This is a genomic window from Huijunlia imazamoxiresistens, assembly GCF_037132455.1.
GTDB lineage: Bacteria > Bacteroidota > Bacteroidia > Chitinophagales > Chitinophagaceae > Flavisolibacter > Flavisolibacter imazamoxiresistens.
The window spans coordinates 438614-458835 of record NZ_JBBBEI010000002.1 but is presented as its reverse complement, the minus strand read 5'-3'; the positions used below and the strand labels follow the sequence as shown (position 1 = coordinate 458835).

At 57.3% G+C, this 20222-nt stretch carries 22 protein-coding genes; 14 read left to right on the top strand and 8 right to left on the bottom strand.

Annotated features, from left to right (window positions below; translation table 11 throughout):
• Positions 1 to 86: 86 nt before the first annotated feature.
• Positions 87 to 1106, bottom strand: a complete 1020-nt coding sequence (locus V9K67_RS03760; protein ID WP_336720202.1) for an FUSC family protein — start codon at positions 1104 to 1106, stop codon at positions 87 to 89.
• A 123-nt stretch (positions 1107 to 1229) separates the two neighbouring features.
• Between V9K67_RS03760 and V9K67_RS03755 the strand changes: the two genes are divergently transcribed.
• From V9K67_RS03755 to V9K67_RS03735, 5 genes are all read left to right on the top strand, one after another.
• On the top strand, positions 1230 to 1457 hold the full coding sequence (locus tag V9K67_RS03755; RefSeq protein WP_336720200.1) for a hypothetical protein: 228 nt from the start codon (positions 1230 to 1232) through the stop codon (positions 1455 to 1457).
• Between the two features lie 171 nt (positions 1458 to 1628).
• The gene (locus V9K67_RS03750; protein ID WP_336720198.1) at positions 1629 to 4208 is read left to right on the top strand and encodes a BamA/TamA family outer membrane protein; all 2580 of its coding nucleotides are present in this window, start codon (positions 1629 to 1631) and stop codon (positions 4206 to 4208) included.
• Between the two features lie 29 nt (positions 4209 to 4237).
• Positions 4238 to 5482, top strand: coding sequence for a multidrug effflux MFS transporter (locus V9K67_RS03745; RefSeq protein WP_336720197.1), 1245 nt, complete (start codon positions 4238 to 4240; stop codon positions 5480 to 5482).
• A 66-nt stretch (positions 5483 to 5548) separates the two neighbouring features.
• Positions 5549 to 6043, top strand: a complete 495-nt coding sequence (locus V9K67_RS03740) for a DUF4251 domain-containing protein (RefSeq protein ID WP_336720195.1) — start codon at positions 5549 to 5551, stop codon at positions 6041 to 6043.
• Between the two features lie 34 nt (positions 6044 to 6077).
• A complete protein-coding gene (locus V9K67_RS03735) occupies positions 6078 to 6539 on the top strand; it encodes a DUF4268 domain-containing protein (RefSeq protein WP_336720194.1) in 462 nt (153 codons plus the stop codon).
• Between the two features lie 103 nt (positions 6540 to 6642).
• Here the strand turns inward: V9K67_RS03735 and V9K67_RS03730 are convergent, their stop codons facing one another.
• Positions 6643 to 6819 carry a hypothetical protein gene (locus V9K67_RS03730; RefSeq protein WP_336720192.1) on the bottom strand — a complete coding sequence of 59 codons (177 nt, stop codon included), beginning with the start codon at positions 6817 to 6819 and terminating at the stop codon, positions 6643 to 6645.
• A 426-nt stretch (positions 6820 to 7245) separates the two neighbouring features.
• On the opposite strand from V9K67_RS03730, the gene V9K67_RS03725 reads away from it, so the two are divergent.
• Positions 7246 to 8490 carry an ammonium transporter gene (locus V9K67_RS03725; RefSeq protein ID WP_336720191.1) on the top strand — a complete coding sequence of 415 codons (1245 nt, stop codon included), beginning with the start codon at positions 7246 to 7248 and terminating at the stop codon, positions 8488 to 8490.
• Between the two features lie 56 nt (positions 8491 to 8546).
• Here V9K67_RS03725 and V9K67_RS03720 read toward each other — a convergent pair whose 3' ends face one another.
• The 3 genes from V9K67_RS03720 to V9K67_RS03710 are packed head-to-tail and all read right to left on the bottom strand — an operon-like array spanning position 8547 to position 9505.
• On the bottom strand, positions 8547 to 8762 hold the full coding sequence (locus V9K67_RS03720) for a hypothetical protein (RefSeq protein WP_336720190.1): 216 nt from the start codon (positions 8760 to 8762) through the stop codon (positions 8547 to 8549).
• Positions 8763 to 8782: 20 nt separating this feature from the next.
• Positions 8783 to 9235, bottom strand: a complete 453-nt coding sequence (locus V9K67_RS03715) for a GNAT family N-acetyltransferase (protein ID WP_336720189.1) — start codon at positions 9233 to 9235, stop codon at positions 8783 to 8785.
• Positions 9236 to 9250: 15 nt separating this feature from the next.
• On the bottom strand, positions 9251 to 9505 hold the full coding sequence (locus V9K67_RS03710) for a hypothetical protein (protein ID WP_336720188.1): 255 nt from the start codon (positions 9503 to 9505) through the stop codon (positions 9251 to 9253).
• Positions 9506 to 9817: 312 nt separating this feature from the next.
• On the opposite strand from V9K67_RS03710, the gene V9K67_RS03705 reads away from it, so the two are divergent.
• Complete coding sequence (locus V9K67_RS03705) at positions 9818 to 10501, top strand: HPP family protein (protein WP_336720187.1); 684 nt, start codon at positions 9818 to 9820, stop codon at positions 10499 to 10501.
• A 94-nt stretch (positions 10502 to 10595) separates the two neighbouring features.
• Positions 10596 to 10892, top strand: coding sequence for a DUF3072 domain-containing protein (locus V9K67_RS03700; RefSeq protein ID WP_336720186.1), 297 nt, complete (start codon positions 10596 to 10598; stop codon positions 10890 to 10892).
• A 109-nt stretch (positions 10893 to 11001) separates the two neighbouring features.
• Here the strand turns inward: V9K67_RS03700 and V9K67_RS03695 are convergent, their stop codons facing one another.
• Positions 11002 to 11523: a cupin domain-containing protein gene (locus tag V9K67_RS03695; RefSeq protein ID WP_336720185.1), complete on the bottom strand. Its 522-nt coding sequence runs from the start codon at positions 11521 to 11523 to the stop codon at positions 11002 to 11004.
• A gap of 131 nt (positions 11524 to 11654) precedes the next feature.
• Here V9K67_RS03695 and V9K67_RS03690 point away from each other — a divergent pair, with 131 nt between their 5' ends.
• The 4 genes from V9K67_RS03690 to V9K67_RS03675 all read left to right on the top strand — a co-directional run bounded on the left by V9K67_RS03690 (position 11655) and on the right by V9K67_RS03675 (position 14891).
• Positions 11655 to 12338 (top strand): DUF421 domain-containing protein, encoded by a 684-nt coding sequence (locus V9K67_RS03690; RefSeq protein ID WP_336720184.1) that lies wholly within the window; start codon positions 11655 to 11657, stop codon positions 12336 to 12338.
• Positions 12339 to 12351: 13 nt separating this feature from the next.
• Positions 12352 to 13032 carry a DUF421 domain-containing protein gene (locus V9K67_RS03685; protein ID WP_336720183.1) on the top strand — a complete coding sequence of 227 codons (681 nt, stop codon included), beginning with the start codon at positions 12352 to 12354 and terminating at the stop codon, positions 13030 to 13032.
• A 179-nt stretch (positions 13033 to 13211) separates the two neighbouring features.
• On the top strand, positions 13212 to 14543 hold the full coding sequence (locus tag V9K67_RS03680) for a Gfo/Idh/MocA family protein (protein WP_336720182.1): 1332 nt from the start codon (positions 13212 to 13214) through the stop codon (positions 14541 to 14543).
• A 204-nt stretch (positions 14544 to 14747) separates the two neighbouring features.
• A complete protein-coding gene (locus V9K67_RS03675) occupies positions 14748 to 14891 on the top strand; it encodes a hypothetical protein (protein ID WP_336720181.1) in 144 nt (47 codons plus the stop codon).
• Positions 14892 to 15037: 146 nt separating this feature from the next.
• Here the strand turns inward: V9K67_RS03675 and tgt are convergent, their stop codons facing one another.
• Positions 15038 to 16177, bottom strand: coding sequence for a tRNA guanosine(34) transglycosylase Tgt (gene tgt, locus V9K67_RS03670; RefSeq protein ID WP_336720180.1), 1140 nt, complete (start codon positions 16175 to 16177; stop codon positions 15038 to 15040).
• Positions 16178 to 16302: 125 nt separating this feature from the next.
• On the opposite strand from tgt, the gene V9K67_RS03665 reads away from it, so the two are divergent.
• Together V9K67_RS03665 and rsmG are read left to right on the top strand one after the other, a co-directional pair.
• Positions 16303 to 17424: a glycosyltransferase gene (locus tag V9K67_RS03665; RefSeq protein WP_336720179.1), complete on the top strand. Its 1122-nt coding sequence runs from the start codon at positions 16303 to 16305 to the stop codon at positions 17422 to 17424.
• Between the two features lie 9 nt (positions 17425 to 17433).
• The gene (rsmG, locus tag V9K67_RS03660) at positions 17434 to 18084 is read left to right on the top strand and encodes a 16S rRNA (guanine(527)-N(7))-methyltransferase RsmG (protein ID WP_336720178.1); all 651 of its coding nucleotides are present in this window, start codon (positions 17434 to 17436) and stop codon (positions 18082 to 18084) included.
• Between the two features lie 80 nt (positions 18085 to 18164).
• Here rsmG and V9K67_RS03655 read toward each other — a convergent pair whose 3' ends face one another.
• Positions 18165 to 20162: a M1 family metallopeptidase gene (locus tag V9K67_RS03655; protein ID WP_336720177.1), complete on the bottom strand. Its 1998-nt coding sequence runs from the start codon at positions 20160 to 20162 to the stop codon at positions 18165 to 18167.
• Positions 20163 to 20222 lie beyond the last annotated feature (60 nt).

Genomic DNA, 20222 nt, shown 5'->3' with positions numbered 1-20222 from the left:
AAATTATCTAACAGCGTTAGCAAAATTAAGCAGGGATTTCCATACGTGCAAGAAAAAGGGCAAGAGAAAGTTTTTTTTAACACGCCTCAGCGGGAGGAGCCAGGCGTAAGGCCCAGCCCTTCGTGGTACAGGACCCAGCCGCCGAGGGCGCCGATGAGGCTGCCGACAAGGATATCGAAAAAGCGGGCCCGGAGCAGGTCGTTGGGATCGTGGGCCAGGGTGGCACCCGACTCGGCCAGCAGGATGGTGAGGATGGAAATAAAAATAACCGCCAGGCCGTAGTTGCGCACCACCAGCAGTTCCACGGTTACCTGCAGGCCGATGATGCCCAGGCAAAGCGCCAACTGGGAGGGCTGCAGCAGCAGGATCCCCCAGGCCAGGCCCAGCCCGATAAAGGTGCCCCCGACCCGCTGCACGCTCCGCTGCCAGATGTGTCGGGTGCTGGCGCCCTGCATCACCGCGGCGCAGGAAGTGGGTGCCCAGTAAGGGTTCTCGAGCTGTAACAGGTGGGCCACCAGCAGGGCCAGCCCCACGAACAGCCCAAAGGTGAGCGACTCCACCAGGTGCACCTCCTTGTTTTTGACCACCGTTACCACTTCCGGCCCGGGCAGGGAAGGCTTCAGGGTCAGGAGGCTGTACAGCAATCCCAGGGTGCAGGAAACCATGGTGCCGATGCCGACCAGGCCGACTTTTTCGGGAATCGTCGCCAGGTGGTGGGGCATGCAGATGGCCGTGGAAGCCACCATGATAAAGAAAAAATTGCCCGGCGGGCGCAGCATCTTCAGCACGTACAGCGCCCCATGCACGGCAAAGGCAAACACCCCCAGCGCCAGGGAGGCCCCATAGGGATTGAAGCTGAAGAGCAGGCCCACGGCAAAAGAAACCATGATGCCGAAGGAACAGGCCATCAGCGTCAGCATCCGGCTGGCCAGGTGATGGGAATGAAGGTACAGGATCACCAGCCCGGCCAGCGAGGCCAGCTTGCCTTCGGGCATATGCCCGGTGAAGTAGCCCGCCAGCAGGGGAATGCCCACGCTGAGGCCGGCCAGTACGCCAAAATGCCACCTGCGGTCCGTCTGTTTGAATTCCAGGAGCTGCTGCCACATAAAAAATACGGTTTTAGTTGCCCCCAACAACGGAATGCCAGGTCGTAGGAACCGGCAGATCCACACCCGGCCCGCCCCCTCCTTTGGCATCATTTTTCGGCTTTTCCCCCAAATCAGCAACCTATGGCACGCAAACAACCCAGCCGCTTTGCCGCTTACCGCGACCGCCGCAATACCGAACGCTCCCCGCAAACCGGGAACATCAATGCCCGCAACAACAACGAAAACAACACCGGCCCCAGGGCCGAAGCGCCCAACGTGGAAACCGCCAACGACGCCGGCATCGGCGACTCGGGCCTGAACCGCCAGCGGCTTACCAACTATACCCAGAACCATTCCGCCGACGCCTGAGTAAAGGGACAATAGGCAATGGGCAATGGGCAATCAGCAATTAAGCAATAAGGAAAAGGCATTGGATATGGGGAAGTCCTAACCCAGGAACATAGGAACTCAGGAACTTGTGAACTCTGGAACTTTGGAACCCTGGAACTCCCCCGCTCGTGAACAAGTGAACGATCAAGCATGAACAGCAGCACAACTCATAACCGCAAGCGCAGCTACAGGCCTGCCACTCTTTTTCTTTTTTCCCTCTTTCCCCTCTTCGCTTTCGGGCAGGCAACCACGGTAACGGACAGCAGCCGTCCCGGCCAGCGAACGGTGATCGCCGGCCAGGACTACGAAGCAGGCCCCATGCGCCGGAGGTTCTTCGGCCACCATTACCATAAGGAATGGACCACCCCCGTAACCGTTCCCGTGTTGCGGCTGGACACGGTGGACGGCGGCCTGGAGCCGGTGGCCACCCTCGACAACCCGCAAACGCTGCTGCTGAAAGGGCGGTCGGGAAAAGACTACGTGCTGCGGACCGTACACCGCGATTACAGCGCCGCCCTGCCCCCCATCACCCGGGGCACGTTCATTGAAAACCTGGCCCGCCGCCAGCAGGCTTCCGCCCATCCCTTTGCAGCCCTGACCGTGCCCGTAATGGCCGGGGCCGCCGGCATCGCCCATACCAACCCCCGGCTGGTGATTATTTCCCCTTCCCCCGCCCTGGGAACGCAAAACGCCCTGTTCGGCAACCGGCTCTGCCTGCTGGACGAGCGGTCGTTGCCGGGCGAAGGCGCCCGCCTGCCGGCAGCACCCGCCACCACCGACTCCCTGCTGAAACTCTACCTGGAGCAGCCGGCCCTGCGTACCCACCAGGACGTATTCGTACGGGCACGGCTGTTCGACATGTTCCTGGGCGACTGGAACCGCAGCGAAAGCAAATGGAGCTGGGTACGGCGCCGGTCGGGCCCCGTGATGGTGTACCAGCCCCTGCCCTTCGACCGCGACCAGATCTACAGCCGCTTCGACGGCTTCTTTCCCTACATGTTCACCTCCCCCGAGGAACTGGAGCACCTCACCTCCTTCCAGCCCACCATCCGCAACGTCAAAAAATTCAACTTCCCTGCCCGCTACCTCGACCGGCTGCTGACCAACGAAGTAAGCGGTCATACCTGGAAAAGCGAGGCCGAAAAAATGCAGGGAGCGCTGACCGACCGGGTGATCGAAACCTCTATCCGGCAGATGCCCCCGGAAGTCTTTCCCTACAGCGGTCCGACGCTCATCGACCATTTGAAGTCGCGGCGGGCCCAACTGCCCCGGTACGCCGCAAAGCAGTACAAGTACCTGGCCGAGGAAGTGGATGTGCTGGGGTCGCCGGGCCGCGAACTGTTCCGGGTGGAACGGCTCAACGATGAACAAACAAAGGTGACCGTCACCCGGCTGAACGAGCAGGGGCAGCCGGAAGGAGCGCCCTTTTACAACCGCACGTTCTGGCGCTACGAAACCGACGAGATCCGGCTGTACGGACTGTCGGGCAACGACCGCTACCTGGTGGAAGGGCCGGCCCGAAAGGCCATCCTCCTGCGCATCGTCGGGGGCACCGACCGCGATTCGCTGGTGAGCACCTCCTCGGCCCCGCGCCGCCGGCTGCACTACTACGACAACCCCGGCAACAGCATCACAGGGCCTGCCCGGCGCCGCCTGTCGGCCGACACGGCCATCAACGCCTACAACTACCGGGGCTACCGGGAGAACGTGGGCCATACCATCAAGCTCCCCTACTATTCGAACCTGCGGGGCATCCACCTGAACTTCGGCTATACCTACACGAAACAACGGTTCCGCAAAGTGCCCTTTGCCTGGCAGCAAAGCCTCAAAGCAGTATACAGCATCACCAACAACGCCTTCGGGGCTGACTATTCCGGCATCTACAACCTGGTTTCCGGCAAATGGAACCTGCTGCTGAACGGCCGCTACGACCAGGCGCTGCGCAACCTGTACTTCGGAACCGGCAACGAAACAAAAAATACGGAAGAGGCGCCCTTTTACCGCCTCTTTACCTCCGAACTGATGGGAAGCATCGGCCTGCAGCGGATGTTCTCCCGCTACCATCGCCTGCAGCTGCTGGGCTTTTACCAGTCGGTGAAAGTGCTGGACGGCAAGGAGGAAGCCTCCATTGCCAAGCTGCTCCGCCCCATGGACCCCTCGGTTTTTAACCGGAAGCACTTTGGCGGCGGCGAGCTCAGCTACCTGTACCGCCAGGTCAACCAGGAGCTGGTGCCCACCAGGGGCGTGGACTTCCTGGCGACGGCCAGCTACACGCAGAACCTCCAGGAAACGGACCGCTCGTTTTACCGGTACCTGGGCAACCTGCAGTTTTACCTGCCCCTGAGCCCCTCCTTTTCGCTGTCCGTGCGCTCGGGCGGCTCCACCATCATCGGCGACCCGGAATTTTACCAGCTCAACTGGCTGGGCGGCGGGCAGAATTTGAAGGGCTACCGCCGGCAGCGGTTTTCCGGGAAAACCGTTTTTTTCAACAACAACGAGCTGCGCTTCATCCGGCCGGTACACAACTTCCTGTTCAACGGCCAGGCCGGGCTGGTAGGCTTCTTCGACGAAGGCCGGGTATGGCAGCCGGGCGAAGTATCGGATAAGTGGCATTACGGCTATGGTGGCGGGCTGTTGCTTTCGTTTTTCAACAAGCTGGCGGGTACGGTTTATTACGGCCTGTCCGAAGAAGGCGGCCGCCTGCATTTCCGGCTGAGCGCCCGCCTGTAAATAATGGTGACTCTTTAAATTTGTAACCCATGAAAACTATGGCACCCAGGGAAAAATTTTCTATCATCCTGATCCTGGGATTACTGACGGCAATCGGTCCTTTTTCTATTGACATGTACCTCCCGGCTTTTCTTTCCATTGCCCGGGACCTGGGTACTACGGAAGACCGGGTGGCGCTTTCCCTTTCGAGCTTTTTTATCGGCATCTCCGCGGGGCAGTTCATTTATGGGCCGGTGCTGGACCGCTTTGGCCGCAAAAAGCCCCTGTATATCGGGCTGGCCGGCTACACCCTGGCGTCGCTGGGCTGCGCCCTGGCTTCCTCGGTGGATGCCCTCATCGGGCTGCGCCTGCTGCAGGCCCTGGGCGGCTGCGCCGGCATGGTGGCTTCCCGGGCCATGGTCCGCGACCTCTTCCCGGTGCAGGAAAGCGCCAAGGTATTCTCCACCCTGATGCTGGTGGTGGGGGTCTCGCCCATCATCGCACCCACCGCCGGCGGCTATATCAGCTCCGTCTTCGGCTGGCAGTACGTGTTCGTGGTGCTGACCGTGATCGGGGCGCTGATCCTGGCGGCGACCATCTTCCTGCTGCCGGAAAGCCGTAAGCCCGACCCCCAGTTTTCGCTGAAACCCGCCCCCATCCTGCGCAACTTTTGGAGCGTGCTGCAGGTGCCGCAGTTTTATACGTACGCCCTGACCGGCTCGTTCGCATCGGCCGGCCTGTATGCCTATATTTCGGGTTCGCCCTTCGTGTTTATGCAGCTGTACGGGGTCAGCGAACAACAGTACGGCTGGATCTTCGCGCTGATCGCCGCCGGGTTGATCGGCTCCAGCCAGCTGAACAGCCTGCTGCTACGCTGGTACAGCAGTGAGCAGATCATCCGCATTGCCCTGTTGTGCCAGGTAGCTACCGGCCTGCTGCTGGTGGGGGGCACCTGGTATGGCTGGCTGGGCCTGGCCTCCACCATCCTGCTGATCTTCCTGTTCCTGTGCTGCCAGGGCTTTACCTTTCCGAATTCCTCAGCCTTGTCGCTAGCGCCCTTTAGTCGTACGGCCGGGAGCGCTTCAGCCCTGATGGGCGGTATCCAGATGGGCATTGGCGCGGCCACCTCGGCGGCCGTCAGCCTGCTCAACAACCATACGGCCCTGCCCATGACCGCCACCATGGCGGGCTGCTCCCTCATCAGCTTTTCCACCCTCCTGATCGGCCGGCGGGTTATCCGCTACAAGGAGCGCCTGGACCAGGTGGAAGAGGAAGCGGTAGAGATGATTTTGTGAAGATTTACCCCGTGACGGCTTCATGGTACGGCATTTGGACGGAGCCGGCATAAAACGGAGCTGAAAATGAAGCGATTCCATAAATGGATAAAAACCGTGCTGCCCCTGCTAACGCCAGCGCTTATGCTGACAACGGCCTATGGGCAGGAAGGGAAAAAGGAAAAAGCAGCCCGAACCGAGGAACTGGTGGCAGGGCAGAATTTTGTATTTAAAGCGCAAATGGCCCAGCCCATGGGCGGACGGACCATTCCACTGACCTCCGATTACGACCTGCGGGTGTCGAAGGACAGCCTGGTTTCCTTCCTGCCCTATTTCGGACGCGCGTTCGTAGCCCCGATGAATCCTTCGGAAGGCGGCCTCCAGTTTACCTCCACCCAATTCGACTACAAGGTAAAGGTGCGGCGGAAAGGCGGCTGGGACATTACCCTCATTCCCAAAGACGTCCGCGACCCGCGGCAGCTCAACCTGAACGTTTCCGAACAAGGCTATGCCTCCCTGCAGGTTTTGAGCAACAACCGGCAAAACATTTCCTTTACCGGCGCAATCGAGGAACGCCCCTGAACGGGTGAACTTTCCAAAATCCTATCTTCATCGGATGTATTCAAAACAGGAGGCTTCGCAACTGCGGCAGGAATTCTGGACCGCTTTCGGACATTATATGGCACCCGTGCTGTCGGCGGAAGGGACAAAGGTGAACTGGATCAATTATAAAACCGGGGAAAAGCACCTGTATTTCCGGATGCAGGCCGGCAAAAAGGAGGCGACCATCAGCATCGAGCTGGCACATCCCGATGCTGACATCCAGCAATTGTATTTTGAGCAGTTTACCCAGCTGAGGAGTTTATTGGAGGAGGCCCTGGGGGAGGAATGGACTTGGCACCTGCACGGGCAGGACGAAAATGGTAAGCTGGTCAGCACGATCTGGGCCGACCTGGAAGGCGTCAGCGTTTTCCGGAAGGAAGACTGGCCCGCGCTGATCTCTTTTTTTAAACCCCGCATCATCGCCCTGGATGCATTCTGGAGTTCGGCCCGCTACGCATTTGAAACGCTGCGATAAATCAATTTCGGATGTCGGATGTTCGGATTTCGGAACCTTAATAGAAGAAGGACTCCTACTGCTATCCAGGGTTCCGACACCCGAAATCCCAAATCCGAAATCCCTAGCCGTTTTCTTTCGCCCGGTGGCAGATCAGCTCTACGGAAAAACTGAACGCTAAAGCAAAAGCGATGGATTCCCAGAGGGAATGGTCTTTAAAGACCGCCACCAACATCATGATAAAGCAGAAGAGGCTGACCATCACGGTCAGAGCGTTCTTTTCCGAAAAATATTTTCTCATTATTACTGGATTTTAGGGTGAGGCTTCCTTTATGGCTGCAAAAATATCCCGCACAGCACGAATATCCTTTCTTCTGTCGGTCAAAAGGGCGATTCTGTCGGCCAAAGTTTTGTTAACGAATCCCTTACCCATTACGCTTTATTTAAAAACCGGCGACCGGCGCCCGGAAAAGCTCCTGTTACACAATTTTTTCAATTAATATGTATTTTTTTAAACTAAAAAGGCAACTTTTGGGAATCCTTTCTCTTTTTTCTCTATTTCCTTGTTCAGTTTGAATAGATTAAACATCTTTGCCGCTCCGAAACACAATCATTAACCGTTAAAATTGTTTGTCTCGTGAAACCCAGGTTTTCTGTAGTTCCGTTTTTGCTTCTGGTGACCGTTAGTATATTAGGCGTTCTTATTTCGAAGGTACCCGCCAAACCCATGGTAACCGAAGGCATTGTGGCCGGCGACGTGGCCTGGATGCTGGTGTCCGCAGGACTGGTACTGCTGATGACCCCCGGCCTAGCGCTTTTTTACGGCGGGATGGTCAGCACCCGCAACGTGATCACCACCATGCTGCAGAGCTTTGTCTGTATGGGCATTATCAGCGTGTTGTGGATTGTAGTGGGCTTCAGCCTGGCCTTCGGCGATTCCATCGGCGGCATCATCGGCGATCCCCGCACCTACTTCATGTTTAACGGCGTCCTGGAAAGCAAGCCGTGGCCCCTGGCCAGCACCATCCCCCTGGTGCTCTTTGCGTTTTTCCAGCTGAAATTTGCCGTGATCTCCCCGGCGCTGATCACCGGCTCCTTTTCCGAGCGGATCCGGTTCACTTCTTATATCCTGTTCGCCTGCCTGTTCAGCATGTTCATTTATGCCCCCATCGCCCACTGGACCTGGCACCCCAACGGCATCCTCATGAAAATGGGTGTCCTGGATTTTGCCGGCGGAACGGTGGTACATATTTCAGCAGGCTGCTCGGCCCTGGCCGCCGCCCTCTACCTGCGCAAGCGCAAAACCGGCGAGCTGCACACCAATCCCTCCAGCATCCCCTTCGTGCTGACCGGCACGGGACTGCTGTGGTTCGGCTGGTTTGGCTTTAACGCCGGGTCGGCCGTGGGCGCCAACGACGTGGCCGCCACCGCCCTGGCCACCACCAACACCTCCGCCGCCGCCGCAGGCATTGCGTGGATGCTGTTCGACGCCTTCAAAGGCAAAAAGCCCACGGCCCTGGGCTTTTCGATCGGCTCGGTGGTGGGCCTGGTCGCCATCACCCCGGCTGCCGGCTTCGTCACCATCCCCAACAGCATTTTCATCGGCACCTTTACCAGCATCATCAGCAATATGTTCGTCGCCTGGACCGCAAAATCTTCCATCGACGATACCCTGGATGTATTTCCCTGCCACGGCGTGGGGGCCATGGTCGGCATGCTGCTGACCGGCATCTTTGCCCACCAGGCGGTCAACCCGGCCAATACTACCGGCAACGGCCTGTTTTACGGCGAGACCAAGCTGTTCTTCGCCCATGTGCTGGGCCTGCTGATCGTAGTGGCTTTTTCCTTCATTATGTCTTTTGTACTGCTGAAAATCGCCGACATCATTTCCCCGCTCCGGGTATCCAAGGAAGACGAGATCATCGGCCTCGATATCACCCAGCACGGCGAACAGGTGTCCCTCCGGGCATAAAAAAACATACGTGGCCGGCCCCTTTTGCAGGGGCCGTCACGTATGTTGAAGGCTTTTTAATGTTGATAAATGAAGACGCCACTTCCCTCGGGCGATTCCTCGTAAATGTATTTATGGAACGGGGGGAAGAAGCCGATAGGGACTTCACCTTCGTGAATATCCTCCGGGGGTGGCGGCTCGTCCAGTTCGTAGGTGGTCTGGCCGATATCGATCTCCCTGGTCTTGCCGTCCAGGGGCCCGCCCACGAATTTTGCAGTTTTTGTATGTGACATAGTACACCTGTCAACAAAAGTCATTCCGTGCTGTGCCACGTCATCAGTATCCGGTTGTGCTCCCGGAAACCGACCCTCCCGTACAGCCGGCGCCCGGGGCCATTGTGCAGCTCCACCTCCAGGTGCACCGCCTGAACGCCCTCTTTCCGGGCCTGGCGGCACACAAACGCCACAGCCTGTTTCCCCAATCCCTTTCCCCGGCATTCCGGCACCAGGTACAATTCGTCCAGGAAGGCGGTTTTCCCGCCAAACTCAAAGCTGAAACAAAAGGTCAGCGCCGCATAACCGATCACCTCCTCGCCCCAGAGCAGCAGCCACAGCCTTCCCAATTCCGGGTTCCGGACAAAAAGCTGCAGGTTGGTTTCCGACCGATGGGCATCGAATGCATAGCCGTCAATAGCGTAAAAATCGGCCATCATGGCCGCCACCTCGGGCACATCAGCCTCCGTGGCCGGTTGAAATTGGAGCTCCATAACCCAAAAACTGTTTTAGCATTCCGAATAATCGGACAGGAAGGTGCCGTTGACGGCAACGATGGATTTGAGGGTGATCACCTTGCCGTTATCCAGGTGCACCAGGGTATCCTCTGCCCCCTCCCCTTCCAGCAGGTGGGCCACATATCCTTCCTCGCGGCTGAGGCCGTTTTCATCCACCAGCAGGGAAGCTTTCTGATGGGATTCTTTTAATTGCTTCAATAAGGGGATGAAGCTGGCATGTACCACTAGCGTCTGACGGATGTCCATAAAGGCTGTTTTTATGCATGAAGGAATGATACGGCCCCGGCCGCCCTCAGGCCTGTATCGACAAAGCACAAAGTTACGGCTAAGAGAAAAAAGAGGAGAAAGAGAAAAAGCGGCCCGCACGGCCCGGTTGTGCTCCGGCCAAACGCCAAAAGCGTTCCCCATTTCGATGCCCCGAAAAGATCCCGCGCGAAAAAAACAACTTCTTTGTGGCAGAAAATCAAAGGCAAATGTCAAATCCACCATTTCCTTCTACACAAAAATTTATTTTGATATAACTTCGCGGCCCCAAAGTAAAGCGTACGGAGATTAACGATGAGAAGGAAAATCAAACGCCGGTTGCGGGCCGCCCGCATTGTATTGTATAAAGAAACCCTGGTTGATACCCGCGAACACCTGTGGACGTTCATCGGGTCTTTTATTGGCATTGGCCTGATCGGCCTCCTGAACAGCAGTCACCTTTCTCCGGTCGACAACCTATTCCTGATCGGCTCGTTTGGGGCCTCCTCGGTTTTAATTTACGGCATCATCAACAGCCCGCTGGCCCAGCCCCGCAACCTGGTGGGTGGCCACCTGCTCTGTGCCCTGATCGGGGTGACAGTGCACCGCTTCATTCCCGAGCTCTGGCTATCGGCCGCCCTGTCGGTTTCGCTGGCCATTGTGCTGATGCAGATCACCAAAACCCTGCACCCGCCCGGAGGGGCCACCGCCCTGATCGCCACCATCGGCTCTCCGAAGATCCAGGAACTGGGCTATTGGTATGTGCTGAACCCCGTATTCACGGGGGTGCTCATTTTGTTACTGGTAGCCCTGGTCTTTAACAATATGACGGCGCACCGCAGGTACCCTGCCAACAAAAACTGGTACAAAGTGTGGAAACGGAAATACGGCTGGTCTACAGCGTCAGCGGTAAAGCCGGAGAAAGCCGCTGTAACCGTAACCAAACAGCTTTCCGGTTCCGGCAAGGAAATAACGCAGCCAGCCACCGAACACCGGTAAGCACCTTTTCTCCGGGAATACCGACGCTTTGCTCAAAGCGGCTTACTAATATTTTTGGCATTATCTGTGTTTTTATGATAAAAAAATTAGCATCATGAAAACAAGAAATAATCCGGATAATAACCGTAGCGCTTCCCGGAAGGGAAACAACAGCCGTAAAGCACAGGATTCCCAACAGCAAACCGCTGCCCGCAGCAACCCCGTCAAGGACCCCGACGAGTGGACCACCGGCGACGAGCCCATGACCGGTCCGCAGCAATCCTACCTGCATACCCTGGCCCAGGAAGCCGGCGAACAGCCGGACGACCAGCTTTCCAAAGCAGAAGCTTCTAAAAAGATCGAAGAGCTGCAACAAAAAACCGGCCGCGGAAGGGAAGACAATGGGCAATAAGCAATAAGCAATAGGCAAGCCCTCAGAAAGCAATGAGCAGCATTCCCTGCGCCGGGAACAGCTTCATTACTCTGCTGAGGGCTTGCTCTTTTTGCCCATTGCCCATTGCCTATTGCCGGCAAAGCCGCCCGACCAGGTCGTGCTGGCCGGGGAATTCCTGTTGCAACGGCTCCCGGCGGGCCAGCTCGAAATCGGCAAAGTCGAAACCGGGAGCCACCGTGCACCCCACCAGGGCAAAATCCGTTTCCGGGGCGGGTTCGGCGGCAAACCAGGCGCCCGCCGGCACTACCAATTGAAACTGCTCTCCCTCCGCAATACGGCGCCCCAACCGGTGGCAGGTATAGTTTCCTCCCGGCTCCAGCACGTGCACCAGCAGGGTGCCGCCGGCATAAAAATGCCAGCCCTCATCACTCCGAATACGGTGAAAGGTGGAAAAATCGCCCTGCTGCAGCAGGTAATAAATAGAAGTGGAAAAACTGCGGTCGCCTGTAAAGCCCCCGGGCAGGCAGGCGGCGGCGATTCGCCCCTGCGAACGGTAGGTCTCTTTATAAAATCCTCCTTCGGGATGGGGCTGCAGGTGCAGGTGGCGGATATAGGTTTCGGCGGTCATGCCCATAAAAGTAAAGAGCAAGCGGGAAAAGTTATCCAGAAACAGAACCGGCAGGCAGAACAAAACGGTCCTTCGGGAAGCTCTTGAAAAAAAACGGGCGTTGCCGCTGCCGGAGGAATACTATTTGTTCTCGCCTCTCCCAAAATCCACTCATGCCAAAAGACATCCAGCTTTGGGATTTTAAACGGATCCTTTTAGGGGAGGCACCGCCGGAATTTCTCCTGGAGGTATTTATCCGCGCCCTGATCGTATACCTGCTGGCCCTGGCCGTCACCCGCCTGCTGGGCAAGCGCATGAACGGGCAGCTGACCATCTTTGAATTCGCCATCATCCTGACCATGGGGGCTATCGTATCGCCGCCGATGCAACTGCCCGATCGCGGGATCGTGCCCGGTGTGCTGGTGCTGCTGCTGACCCTGCTGTTGCTGCGGGGCGTTACCTGGCTGGCGTTCAAAAGCGGGAAATTTGAAAAGGTGACCAACGGCGACTACAGCCTGCTGGTAAAAGACGGCGTCCTGCAAATGAACCAGCTTAATGAGGCAAAAGTTTCCCGGAACCAGCTGTTTGCCGCACTGCGTACCAAAAATATCTTCCATCTCGGTAAAGTGAAACGGGTGTACCTGGAAGCCTGCGGCATTTTCAGCGTCTATTCTGAACCGTTGCCCAAACCCGGGCTGCCCCTCTTTCCGATGGAGGATCCCCATGCCCTCCACGACCAGGAAGAAGCGCCCGATCCCATACGGGTGTGTGGAAATTGCGGGCAACTGCACCTGCAGGGCACCGGCGGCACCTGTTCCAACTGCGGAAATACTCACTGGATAAAGGCTATCCAATAAACTCTATGGAACTATGAAAGAACATGAAATTAAATTTACCGACTGGTCGCGGTGGCTTATGGGCGACGTTCCCCCGGCCTTCCTGCTGGAATCCGTACTGCGGGGGGTGATTATATTTATCCTGCTGATCGTCAGCATGCGCCTGCTGGGGCGCCGCATGGCCGCCCAGCTCAGTCGCACCGAAATGGTGGCCCTCTTTTCCCTGGCGGCTGCCGTGGGGGTGCCGCTGCTCACGCCCGACCGGGGCCTGCTGCCCGCCTTTGTCATTGCGCTGGTGGTGGTAGGGGTCGGCCGGCTGGTGGCCAACCGGGCCTTCCACAGCGAACGATTCGAAACCCTGGTACAGGACGAACTGACCATCCTGGTCAGGGAAGGCGTGCTGCTGCTGCCCCGGATGAAAAAAACGAGGCTCTCCCGGCAGCGGCTGTTTTCCGAACTGCGGGGGCAGGGCATCCGCCACCTGGGCGAGGTCAAACGCCTGTATTTCGAAGCCAACGGCTCCTTCACCTTCCTGCGACAGGAGGATCCGCCGCCCGGCCTGAGCGTGATCCCCGAAGACGACACCGACTTTTTCAACGAGCAAACCCACAGCCACAAAAAGGTCTGCTACCATTGCGGCCACTCCCGGCCCTCCCCCCCACCGCCCTCCTGTCCCAATTGCGGGAAGGATCGCTGGGTGACAGCCATTCTTTAATGTTTACGGGTTTACAAGTTTACAGGTTTGCGCGTTGCCCTGGCCCCGGGGGAAAGCCTTTGGAATCAGCAGCCTTCATCCCCTATCTAGTAACAATCCCTTAGAAGGCAAGGAACTCGTAAACCCGTAAACTTGTAAACTCGTAAACTCGTTATATTGTGATCCACAATTAAAACGATATGCATCGCCGAAACTTTATCCAGCAAACCGGCACCGTACTCGCCGGCACCCTACTCTCTTCCCAATTGTTTGCCTCTGCCCTGAACGCCCCCAAAAAACGTGTAGCCATGGTCGGCACCGGCCACCGCGGCCTGGGCATGTGGGGCGTGGACGTCTTGAAAGAACACAATGACCGCATGGAATTCGTGGGCCTGTGCGATATTAACCCCGGGCGGGTGGAAACCGGTAAAAAAATGCTGCAGGTCTCCTGCCCTACCTATACCGACTTCGATAAGATGATGAAGGAAACCAAACCCGATATGCTGATCGTAACCACCGTGGACGGCACCCACCACGAGCAGATCATCAAGGGCATGGAGTACGGGGCCGACATCATTACCGAAAAGCCCATGACCATCGACGAAAAGAAGGTGCAGGCCATCCTGGACGCCGAAAAGCGGACCGGCAAAAAGGTCCGGGTAACCTTTAACTACCGCTACTCGCCCCACCGTCAAAAAATATACGAACTGCTGCGCAACGACGCCATCGGAAAGGTTACTTCCGTGGACTTCAACTGGTACCTCGACGTGTATCACGGCTCCGATTATTTCCGCCGCTGGCACCGCCTGCGCAAAAACAGCGGCTCGCTGCTGGTGCACAAGTCCAGCCACCACTTCGACCTGCTGAACTGGTGGCTCGAATCCGAGCCCGAGGAAGTATTTGCCAATGGAGCGCTGGAACATTACGGGAAAAACAATCCTTTCCGCTACACCCACTGCCGCCCCTGCCCGCACAAGGACAAATGCGCCTTCTACTTCGACATGACCAAGGACCAACGCCTGATGAAGATCTACGCCGACAACGAAAAATACGACGGCTACCACCGCGACGGCTGCGTTTGGAAGGAAGACATCGACATCTTTGACAAGATGGCCGTGCAGATCCGCTATGCCAACAAGGTGCAGGTAAGCTATTCGCTCACCACCTATTCGCCTTACGAAGGCTACCGCATTGCCTTCAACGGCACCAAGGGCCGGCTGGAAGCCTGGATCAAGGAGCGGCAGCCCTGGGAAGAGGAAGGTTTTGACGAGCTGCAGCTGACCACCAACTTCGGCAAGCGCGAGATCATCCGCATCCCCAACACCGAGGAAGGCCATGGCGGCGGCGACGTGCGCCTGCGCAAGCACATCTTCAACCCCGACGGCAAGGACCCCTGGCGCCAGGCCGCCGGCAGCCGTGACGGCTCCATGGCCGTGCTGGTGGGCATCGCCGCCCGCAACAGCATCGACTCGGGCAAACCGGTGAAGATCGACTCCCTGACCTCCCTCAAACCCCTGGCGGTCAAGGCCTAGGAAATAACGGCAAAAGCCCGGCGGAAGCGCCGGGCTTTTGTTTGCAGTATTGGGGCAAACGGAATCTGGGGCCACCGAATGTTGCCAGTATTCCCCAAGCCCGGAAGCGAAAAAAGGATAAGGCCCTGCTATTCACCTGAAGACCCGCCCGTAGGTATTTGGCATGCAATTCACACTGGTTAATGTATTCACAAAACAGGTAATATGGAACAAGTTTTAAAAATTCTGGGCCTGGACAAAGAAAAAAGCCAGGAAGTATTTCTCACCATTTCCGCGGTGTTGATCGTCCTGTTGTTTTTACTGTTTGGCGCAGCCGTATTGTATGTGCTGATCAACAGTGCCGCCTAAGCTTTCGACCTTACTCATTTTACTATATGCCGGCGCGGAACCGGATGCCAGGAATGACGGTACCAGGAACAGGTGAAAAAGGTGTTTGAAGGGATCTACCGTCTTCCGGGCCTCCGGCTCCGGCCGCTTTTTTTTATCCCGGCCGCTTACAGCCTTGTTTTCAGTACCGGGATGAGCTCCTTTTTCCAGGCGGCAAAGTCGCCTTCCAGGATATGGCGCCGGGCTTCCTTCACCAGCCACAGGTAAAAGGCCAGGTTCTGGACGCTGGCAATGGTCAGCCCCAGGATCTCCTTCGATTTGAACAGGTGCCGCACATAGGCTTTACTGTAATAGTGGCCGATCTCGCTGTCCAGCCCCTCGTCGATCGGCGAAAAATCGGTCTCCCACTTCTTATTGTCGATATTGATGATCCCTTTGGTCGTAAACAGCATGGCGTTGCGGCCGTTGCGGGTAGGCATCACGCAGTCGAACATGTCCACACCCAGGGAAATGCACTCCAGGATGTTCCAGGGCGTCCCCACCCCCATCAGGTAGCGGGGTTTGTTTGCGGGCAGGTTTTCGCAGCACAGCTGGCAGATCTCGTACATCACCGGCTCGGGCTCGCCCACGCTGAGGCCGCCGATGGCATTGCCGGTAGCGCCTTTGGAAGCGGCATACTGGCTCGACGCGCGCCGCAGGTCGTGGTGCACGCCCCCCTGCACAATGGGAAATAAGTTTTGCGTATAGCCGTATTTATCGGGCGTGGAGCCGAAGCGGTCGAAGCAGCGGTCGAGCCAGCGGTGGGTCAGCTTCATGGAGTCCAGCGCGTATTTATAGGGACTGTCGGCAGGCGGGCACTCGTCGAAGGCCATGATGATATCGGCCCCGATGGTGCGCTGGATGTCCATGACCTTTTCGGGGGTGAACAGGTGCTTGCTGCCGTCGATATGACTTTGAAACATCACGCCTTCCTCGTTGATCTTGCGGTTGGCCGCCAGGGAAAACACCTGGAAACCGCCGCTGTCGGTAAGGATGGGCCGGTTCCAGTTCATGAACCGGTGCAGGCCGCCGGCCGCCTCGATCACCGGCATTCCGGGCCGCAGGAACAGGTGGTAGGTATTGCCCAGGATGATCTGGGCCTGCACGTCCTGCACCAGCTGGGGCTGCGTCACGGCCTTTACGCTGCCGATGGTGCCCACCGGCATGAAGATGGGGGTCTGGATTACCCCGTGGTCGGTGGTGATGGTTCCGGCACGGGCCGCACTCTGGTCATCGGTCTTCAGGAGTTCAAATTCTAAAGCAGGCATAAGAGGCGCAAGTTAGGAATTTGGAATTGGTTAATTGGTTAATTAGGTCTTGACAGTCGGAGGGTCGCTTCCCAATTCCCAATTAACCAATTAACCAATTAACCAATTCCTATATCTTCGTGATCATGGTTCTACATTGGGGCGCCATCACTTTCTGCTTATTCTGCGCCATCACCCTTATACAGGTTTTTTATTATTTGTGGTTCTTTCGGCGGCTGGCCTTTTTCCAGCCGGCAGCGTCCCGGCAGCAAACGCAGCAGCATCCCGTTTCCGTGATCATCTGCGCCAAGGACGAAGACGAGAACCTGGCCCGCAACCTCCCCGGCGTACTGGTGCAGGAATATCCCTCCACGCACGAAGTGATCGTAGTCAACGACAATTCGGTGGACGATTCCAAATACGTGCTCGAAGGCCTGTACCGGACCTTCAAAAAGCTGCGGATCCTGGAATTGCAGCAGGAAGCCAAGCTCATTGCCGGCAAAAAATATCCCCTGTCCATGGGCATAAGGGAAGCCCGCTACGAAGTGCTGCTGCTCACCGATGCCGACTGCGTCCCGGCCAGCGAACAATGGATCTTCAAGATGCAGGACGCCTTTGCCCCCGGCATCGAGGTGGCGCTGGGCTACGGCGCTTACTACAAGCTGCCCGGACTGCTGAATAAACTCATTCGCTTCGAAACCTTTCATACCGCCCTGCAGTATTTCGGCTATGCCCTGGCCGGCCGGCCCTATATGGGCGTGGGCCGCAACCTGGCCTACCGCAAGAAGGTGTTCATGCGCAACAAAGGGTTTTCGTCCATCAACTATATTCCCGGCGGCGACGACGACCTTTTTATCAACCAGGTAGCCACCGGCGAAAACACCGCCGTGGTGATCGATCCGGCCTCCTTCACCGTTTCGCAGCCCAAGCAAACCTGGAAGGACTGGATGCGGCAGAAAAACCGGCACTATTCCACCGGCAAATACTACAAGCCGCAGCACCAGGTGCTCCTGGGGCTGTACACGGCTTCGTTCTTCCTGTTCTACCCGTTTTTCATTTTCTCCCTGCTGCTGTTCGACGGGCAGTGGCCCCTGCTTCCGCTGGCGCTGCGCCTGGCGGTGGTAGGCTTTATCTGGAAAAAGGCCATGCACAAACTGAAGGAGGACGACCTGTTTCCCTGGTTCATCGTGCTCGACATCTGGATGTTCTTTTATTATATCATCTTTGCTCCTGCCCTGTGGAAAAAACCGAAAAAGACCTGGAATTAGAATAAACTTATGGACATCCTTCTCAACTATTTTTCCGAATTCACGGAAACCCAGCTAAAGCAGTTTGCGGCGCTGGAGGCGCTGTACAAGGACTGGAACGCCAAGATCAACGTGATCTCGCGCAAGGACATCGACAGCCTGTACGAAAAGCACGTGCTGCACTCCCTGAGCATCGCTGCCGTCTTCGACTTCCCTGCCGGCGCCGAGATCGTCGACATCGGTACCGGCGGCGGCTTTCCCGGCGTACCGCTGGCCATCTTTTTCCCCGAGGTGAAGTTCCACCTGGTGGACAGCATTGCCAAAAAGCTGAAGATCATTGATGCCGTGGCCCAGGAGATCGGGCTGACCAACGTCACCACCCAGCATACCCGCGCCGAGGAGATCAGGGACCGCAAATTCGACTTTGCCGTTTCCCGGGCCGTCGCCCCGCTCAAAGACCTGCTGAAATGGAGCCGCCCCCTGCTGAAAACGGGCCGCACGGAAGCCACCAGCACCATCGAAAAGGACCCCCTGAAGCCCGGCCTCATCTGCCTGAAAGGCGGCGACCTGGCGCAGGAGATCTCCGAAAGCGCCGCCCGCCCCAAAGTGGTGGAGATCAGCACCCTGTTTGCAGAGGAATATTTTAAAGAGAAATACCTGCTATATACGGCAGGTAAATAAAGCCTTTATATTAAAAAAGCACGCCTTCACCAAAATGAGGGCGTGCTTTTTATCCATTCAGCCACAGGCCTTGCAGGGGCCTACCACTTCAATTCCAGCTTATTGTTTTTCTTGTCCACATCGGCCATGCGTTGCGAAGGATCGATCTCCACGGCGCTGATATCGGCCAGCCGCTTTTTGGTCTGAATTTCATAAACGGCGTTCGTCCAGCGCCAGGCCTCGTATTCGGTACGCGGCTGCTGCCCCTGCTCCGCCGGCTTGCGGCCGAACATCAGGTCCAGGGGAATATAATGCCATTCCGAGGAGCCGTCCTTAAAGGTCACCCGCACTTCGATGGGCATGGGCATCAGGCCCTTGTCGCGCAGGCGCACGCGGGTAAGGCCGCCGGCCTCCCAGAGGCTGTCGATGGCATAGTCGATGGTCTTGGTGGTGTTGACCCAGTATTCGCGGTACCAGTCCAGCTTCATACCGCTTTCCTTTTCGGCAATGCGGAAAAAGTCGGCCACGTCGGGGTGTTTGAAGCGCCACCGGCGGTAGTATTCCAGCAGCATGCGGTCCAGCGTAGCAGCGCCCGTAATATATCCCAGCTGTTCCAGGAACACGCCGCCCTTGGAATAGGCCGCATTGGTGTACGCATAATTGGTATTGAAATGATCGGCATGGGTGGTCAGGGGCTCTTCCCTGCCGCTGGCGGCCAGCCGGAAATAGCTGCCGTAGATGCCGGCATGCATCACGGAGGGCTGCGCCTCCACGGAATCGGCCTTGTGCCGGGCAACGGAGGCCGTCCCGGATGCTTTCCGCAACTGCTGCTGGTAATAGGCTTCCACCCGGTCGGTGGCCCATTCGGTAAACCCTTCGTCCATCCAGGCGTAGAGCGACTCATTGGTGGCCAGCATGCCCTGGTACCAACTGTGCATCCATTCATGGAAAGCCGTACCGAGGCTGGGGCTGGCGATCATGGTGCAATTGGGATACTCCATGCCGCCATCACCGCCATGGATAAACGAATATTGCTTGTAGGGGTATTTGCCAAAGGTCTTTTCGATAAAGGGCAGTACGGTTACCGCGGCATCGGCCACCCGTTCCCATTGCTCGTCCCAGCTTTTCACGTAGGCGGCAAAATCGTTGCTGTAGGTGGAGCGGGTTTCGGCGCTCAGCGATTCAAAAGCATAAGAGGAAGGTTTTGCCTTATAGAGCACATGGATGACCGGCCCGCCGGGAATGGTTCGGGTGATGTGCTTATACTGCGGGTCGGCGGCCCAGGCGAAATCGTGCACATTGGGCGCCACGAAATGCCAGCTGCGCTTCTTCCCCGCCGGGGCGGCCACCTTCACGCCTTTTTCCTCGTAGCCGAAGCCCACGGCAGCCGCATTCTGGAGGTTGCCGGTCCCCCCCACCACATAGGTGGGATCGATGTTGATGGTCACGTCGAAATCGCCCCAGACGCCATAGAATTCGCGGCCTACGTAAGGGGTGGGATGCCAGCCGTCCTTGTCGTATTCGCAGAGTTTGGGATACCATTGCGTCATGGTGTAGCGCACATCGGTATACGGGTTGTCCCTTCCGCTGCGGCGCACCTGCAGCGGCACCTGTGCCTGCCATTCCATATCGAAGGTTGCTTTTGCCCCGGGCGCCATGGGCTTATCGAGCTTCACTTCCAAAATAGTTTCGTGCAGCGTCCATTTCTGGGGGCGGCCGTCCATTTTCAGCGAAGCAATCGTTTCATAGCCCCTTTCCTCCGGCTTGAGTTGCCGGATGCGGTCTTCCACCCGGGGGTCCCAGTCGCCGATGGGATTGCCTTGCAGGTCCTTGCGGAAGACCACGGTGCCCTGGCGGCGGCTGCGTTCGTCCATCATGCTGTTGGGCTGAAAGGCATTCCAATAAAGGTGGTAAAAGACCCGGTCGAGGGTATCGGGCGACTGGTTCCAGTATTCCAGCTTCTGCCGGCCCGCATAGCGGTTGGCCGCCACGTCCATGTCGATGGTCATGGTATATTTTACCTTTTGCTGCCAGTAGCCGCCCTGTGCCCAGAGGCTAAGAGAAAAAAAGAGGGAAAAAAGCGAAAGTGGGTATTTCATACGTGTATGCACAAGGATTTAAAAGAAGAAGATAAACGTTTCGGAACGATATTAAGTGAT